The 5,573-nt window shown below is 38.4% G+C and carries 7 protein-coding genes; 1 reads left to right on the forward strand and 6 read right to left on the reverse strand.

Annotation, left to right across the window (positions count from 1 at the left end; all coding sequences use genetic code 11):
• Positions 1-474: 474 nt before the first annotated feature.
• Entirely contained in the window at positions 475-798 is a 324-nt protein-coding gene (locus ACFIJK_RS03035; protein WP_375626407.1) for a hypothetical protein, read from the forward strand.
• A 266-nt stretch (positions 799-1,064) separates the two neighbouring features.
• On the opposite strand, the gene ACFIJK_RS03040 is transcribed toward ACFIJK_RS03035, so the two are convergent.
• The 6 genes from ACFIJK_RS03040 to ACFIJK_RS03065 all read right to left on the reverse strand — a co-directional run bounded on the left by ACFIJK_RS03040 (position 1,065) and on the right by ACFIJK_RS03065 (position 5,506).
• Positions 1,065-1,373 carry a hypothetical protein gene (locus tag ACFIJK_RS03040; RefSeq protein WP_375625338.1) on the reverse strand — a complete coding sequence of 103 codons (309 nt, stop codon included), beginning with the start codon at positions 1,371-1,373 and terminating at the stop codon, positions 1,065-1,067.
• 481 nt (positions 1,374-1,854) lie between these two features.
• Positions 1,855-3,018, reverse strand: a complete 1,164-nt coding sequence (locus ACFIJK_RS03045) for a DUF6990 domain-containing protein (protein ID WP_375626409.1) — start codon at positions 3,016-3,018, stop codon at positions 1,855-1,857.
• A 17-nt stretch (positions 3,019-3,035) separates the two neighbouring features.
• On the reverse strand, positions 3,036-3,407 hold the full coding sequence (locus ACFIJK_RS03050) for a hypothetical protein (RefSeq protein WP_375626411.1): 372 nt from the start codon (positions 3,405-3,407) through the stop codon (positions 3,036-3,038).
• Between the two features lie 348 nt (positions 3,408-3,755).
• On the reverse strand, positions 3,756-3,965 hold the full coding sequence (locus ACFIJK_RS03055) for a hypothetical protein (protein WP_375626413.1): 210 nt from the start codon (positions 3,963-3,965) through the stop codon (positions 3,756-3,758).
• Positions 3,966-4,101: 136 nt separating this feature from the next.
• Positions 4,102-4,680 (reverse strand): hypothetical protein, encoded by a 579-nt coding sequence (locus tag ACFIJK_RS03060; RefSeq protein ID WP_375626414.1) that lies wholly within the window; start codon positions 4,678-4,680, stop codon positions 4,102-4,104.
• Between the two features lie 226 nt (positions 4,681-4,906).
• Complete coding sequence (locus ACFIJK_RS03065) at positions 4,907-5,506, reverse strand: hypothetical protein (RefSeq protein ID WP_375626416.1); 600 nt, start codon at positions 5,504-5,506, stop codon at positions 4,907-4,909.
• Between the last annotated feature and the right edge of the window lie 67 nt (positions 5,507-5,573).

Raw genomic sequence — 5,573 nt, forward strand, 5'->3', positions numbered from 1 at the left:
CCAAACTGTAGAGGATGCACTCCGCCCTCATAAAGAGTGCATCCTTCCCCTCAACGGATACTGCCCAACCCTCATAAGGCAAGTATCCAAACTGTAGAGGATGCACTCCGCCCTCAAAAAGAGTGCATCCTTCCCCTCAACGGGTTTTACTCAACTTTCATCGTATTTCATTCTTATGAACCCTCATTTTATGAATCCTTAGTCAAAGGCACAAAAAAGAAGTTTGCTAGCAACTATTGTATCACCCACCTTATGGGATTCCACTTGCCTACAGAGCTTTCAAACTTTTTTACGCCTTCATAAAATCGAATCTGAAAGAATTCATTAAGGCAATTAAGGGTAAATTTTGTCAAAATATAGACAAACTTTATTCTTTTTTATGACTGTTGTATTTTTACTATAGTTATTTAAATCGAATTTATGTATGATACATATCGATATTTATTTATCGAAATAAATATAGGAGAAAAAACTATGAATATCAGATATTTTTTCATAGCGGGGGCAATTACAAGTGGTTTAGCTCTCGCGATTCAAAAATCTGATCGTATAGTCAATAAAGAACCCTCTCCTATTGTTGCACCTTATACTATTGAGAAAACAAATTTACAGTTTGTTAAACAAGTAAGGGACACATCGGATACATTGAATATACTGAGAGTCAGTAATAGAAGCGCCTCAGAACAAGCATCAATAAACGATATATACGAAAAAGGAAGAAGTTTATTGAATGCAATAGCTGGTTTTTTAGGATCAATTATTATATATTTTATACAACTGGTTTCCGCTAGAGTATAAGATACAAAAATTTCTTAAAATAAGGTTATATACATTTTGTGTGTATTGTAAAATTTAAATAAAAAGGCCCTTTTAAAATGGGGCCTTTTTTAGTTTAATTTTTCCGATGTTTTAATTTAATTTTTATTGTGTTTTTATTTGTTCAATATCACCGCCTTCAAAAATGACATTTTTTACTTGTCCCACATCTCAAATAATGAGGGCTTTTCCCTTAAGCTCCCCCCCCATAGGCGCTTTAGTCAACGGACTTCCCCATAGCGCTTTAGTCAATGAGGGTCCACAATCCTTTTGTTCTTCTTGTTCTTCCAAAAAATTCTCCTATTTTCAAGAAAATGACCCTGCAACCCCACTTCAATAGGATTCATTTCAAAGCTTGAATGAACAAGGCTCCTAAAAATACGAAAACAACCCATATACCGCGCCCCCCTACAAGCAAAACCATTCTTTGAACTTCCTCGCAATTTCAAACGATAAAGTAAGTCCCAAGCGCTCACTCTAGGCTCTAAATCCCATGGGCTCTTATTCCCTTTAATCAATACTAATCCATAATCGGCTTTTCTTCCACTCAATGCCATCTTCAACACTGCTCCTTAGAGCAATATTTACGGACAACCCATAAAAGAGCACCAAAACACCTCAAAGGTAAAAAAGCTTAACACTACTCAAAAATGACATTTTCTACCCTTCCTCACATCTCAAATAATGAGGACTCTCCTTTTAAGCTCACCCCACAGCGCTTTAGTCGACAGAGCTTCCCTCCATAGGCGCTTTAGTCAATGGACTTCCCCCTCATAGCACTTGAATAAGCGATAATTTATGAGCATTTTCTAACAAAACAAAGGAACCGTCTTTAAGAAGATAGCAGAATTTATAATCAATTTTTCTCCCCTATTCTTGAGGATCAAGCCATTTTCAGTCTATTTTTTAAAATCTTGGCTATTATTCTTGATTTTTCGAGCACTTTATTTTGCTCTGGTATGAAAGGTCTGAAAGCGCCTCAATCATGGCGCTTTTCTTCTTTCAAATAAGGGTACTTTTCTTCAACAGGAGAATAAACTAATCAATTTTTATATCCATAAATGCGATTTCACCATCTTTGATATAAGTAATATCAGGAGCATGTTTTACCCCCTCTGCTTCAATCACGAGCTGTTCATCACTCACCCCTTCAAATCCTTGTTCCCTTAATTCTTGTTTTTTCTCCTCGACTAATTTTTTATGAAAAGCGCGTTTTTGATTACACGTATTAGGAGATCTCACTCTAAAAAGCTGATAGTCCATGGCTATAGACCACTTCTCAGCAACCCGTTCCAGCAGATCGTAACTGAACTTTGCTTCCCTTTTCACTTCTTGAGCGATCATTAAAGCGCGTTCCAAATGAACTTTTTCAATGGTTTCATCAAAGCCAAGCTTCTCCCCTGCCGTAAAACTTTCATCATAAGAAGCTAAAGTCTCAACATCACCCAGTAAGGCAAGAGCAGCAAGATGCAGCAAAGCATAAGGTGCAAGCTCTATGTCATCATCCGGTGCCCAAGATAAAGAGTCTTTTTCCCAAGGAGGAATACCATATTGAGAGCGAAACATTTCATGCAAAGAATCACTTTCCATTGTCCATTTTAAAGTTTTATCGAGTGCTTTCTTTAAACGCTGGGCGCTCACTTTTTCTTCAAAAATTTCCAATCCATTGGGTACAAAATTCATAAATACTGTTGGCACAACCCCAGAATTATGAGGATTAATCGTCTGACAAGCCGCCGCAAAAATACCGCTCATAATTAAAAGTCCGCGATCAAAGGGCGAAAACTCTTCCACTCGTTGCTCGTTATAGAGAAACTGCACTTCACGATCTGGTAAAAAGAGGGTTGCCAAATAATCTCCCTTTCCCTCGATTTCCACCGACCATCCCAAGCTTTTTAAAAGCCCTGTTGCACTTTCTATCGTGAGAATTTCATCATCATCATAATCGGCAGAGAACTCTTTTTCCTTTAGTTGTAAACGCCTCTTCTGCACCACGGCTTCATCTTTCCAAAACTGCTGCGTTGCAAGATCATTTTCTTTAAGCACTCTTTCCAGCTCGCCTTTCACTTGGAAATTCATTTTCATCCGTTTGAAGACAGAGGTATAAAGAGCTAAAATAAGCATGATAATGATCATGCAAATAGCAATAAATATCCAAAACCCGGGATCCAAGACACGTACCGCTATAGGATCACTGTTCATTTTTCCCCTCTCAGTCTTTAAAAAAGCCCGTGCGACAGAGAGCTTATGTGCTCTCGCACCGAGATTGCTTCTTCTAGTTTCTGAATATTTTTTCGCAACTCACACGTCACTTTGGTGCGAAGCCATAACATCACCGGAATAAAAATAATAACACAAACCGTTATGATGTCCGTTGTTTTAAAGAGAACGGCATGCACAACATATTGCCACCCTGTCAGCTGCCAATTCAATACACCTGGTATTTCTATAACCATTTTCCACATGATAATGAGAACAGCAATAGCAAAGATAATTTTATAATCCTTTGCTGAGAGCAACACTTGCTGGAGCGAAAAAGAATGCGCTCCTTTATGCGTTTCTTGCTCTGATGCCCAATTTTGCTCCTTCATGTATTCCCCTCTCACTCTTTGAAAAGACCCGTGCGACAGAGAGCTTATTTGCTATCACACAGAGATTGCCTCTTCTCGTTTCTAGATCTTTTTTCCAATTTACGCATTATGATGATGCAAAACCCAAATACCACCGGAATAAAGAAAAGTACACAGGCCATTATGGTTTGCGTCATAATAAAAATAATAATATTCGTGGTACCTTGCTACCCTCTTACCTTCCTCACACCTCAAACAGTGAAGATTTTCAAACCGGCCAATCTGTAACCGATAGCCACAATTCAGCTTTTTTCCCAAAAATTCTCCTATTTTCAAGAAAATCACCCTGCAGCCCCACTTCAATAGAATTCATTTCAAAGCTTGAATGAACAAGGCACCTAAAAATACGAAAACAACCCATATACCACGATCACCTGCTAGAAAAACCGTTCCCCCTTCCTCACATTTCAAACGATGAAGTAAGTCCCAAGCGCTCACTCTAGGCTCTAAACCCCACGGGCTCTTATTTCCTTTAATCAACACTGATCCATAATCGGCTTTTCTTTCACTCAATGCCACCCTCAACACTGCTCCTTAGAGCAATATTTACGGACAACCCATGAAAGAGCACCAAAACATATCAGAGGCAAAATGGTATAGAGAGAAATCCCTATAAAGGCTGAATCTCTCATAATTTCTTCATTATTTTTCCCTCTCATGACTTCTCAAACGCTGTATCCTGTTCTTGCAAGACGTTTTTCAGTTCTTTTCTTAAGCAGCAATACGTTCTCACCTGCTTAAAGACACCATAATAAAGTTGTAAAATCATCATAGGAATACAAGCAACCCACAGTGTCACGAACAGAAGCACGAGACCGAATATTGTAACAAGAATATCACTCCATTTTTCTCTATCGCCTTTTTTATACCAATCCTTTTGATCGGTTATTTTACCCCGTTGCTGGTTTATTTCTTTCAATTTTTGAGTATTTTTTCTCAACAAAAGCCACAATGTTATGAAGAGTATGTACAGAACTGGAAACAAGACCCAAACACACACTGTAATAACTTGCCAAAACGCACACAGAGAGAGAAAAAGGGGTGTATCCTGCCACCCTGTCAAGTTCTCTTGGCTACCCAAGGATGGGAAAAATAAAATCCTGTTGCACAACTCAATAATGAGCGAGAGGAACCAAATGACAACACACTCTCGCACAGAAAAATAATCTTTCCCAGAAAAATAGCGTAGTTCATTATAAAATGCTAAATAAAATGCTGAATTTTTCCCCTTCATTGCTCTTCCTTTTTTTATGAAAAACGCATTTTTTTATCTCATGCCCGCTCTTTTAAGAACCACGAAAAGTGCGATGCATGGCGCTTCCCTTATTTTCAACAAAAAACCCAAACTTTCTAAAAGCGCGGTTGCTCTTCCAAATGATGAAGAGCAGCCTCCTCATTACAAAAGAAAATAGACTCTCTTCTTTGCCTGATGATTTTCCAACCATCCCCTCTTCTCTATGTCACGAGCTTCTAAACATTGTCTCTTCCCCCTCACGATAGCTACAAAAGCGCCTTGTCACTCTCTTTATCTTACGTTTTAGTAGCCGTCTCATTCTACGATACTTTCTCACCTGCTTAAAGACACCATAATAAAGTTGTAAAATCCCCACGGGAATAGCAGCAAACCACACTGTCACGAACACAAGCACGAAACTGAATATTGTAACAAGAATATCGTCCATTTTCCACTTCACACTTTCTTTATATCGATCCTTTTGATCGGTTATTTTACCCCGTTGCTGATCTATTCCTTTCAATTTCCGAATATTTTTTACCAACAAACGCCGCAATATGAAGCAGAGTATAAACATAACTGGGAACAAGACCCAAACACACACTGTAATAACTTTCCAAAACGCATACAGAGAGAGAAAAAGAGGTGTATCCCACCACCCTGTCAAGTTCTCTTTGCTACCCAAAGATGAGAGAAAGAAAATCCTGTTCCATAGCTCAATAATGAGGGAGAGGAAACAAATGACAACATGCTCTTGCACAGAAAAATAATCTTTCTCGAAAAAATGGCGCAGTCCATTATAAAATGCTGAATTTTTCCCCTTCATTGCTCTTCCTTTTTTTATGAAAAACGCATTTTTTATCTCATGCCCGCTCTTTTAAGAACCACGAAAA

The organism is Bartonella sp. PS17NMGDW (genome assembly GCF_042193555.1).
In the GTDB taxonomy this organism is placed as follows: Bacteria; Pseudomonadota; Alphaproteobacteria; order Rhizobiales; family Rhizobiaceae; genus Bartonella; species Bartonella grahamii.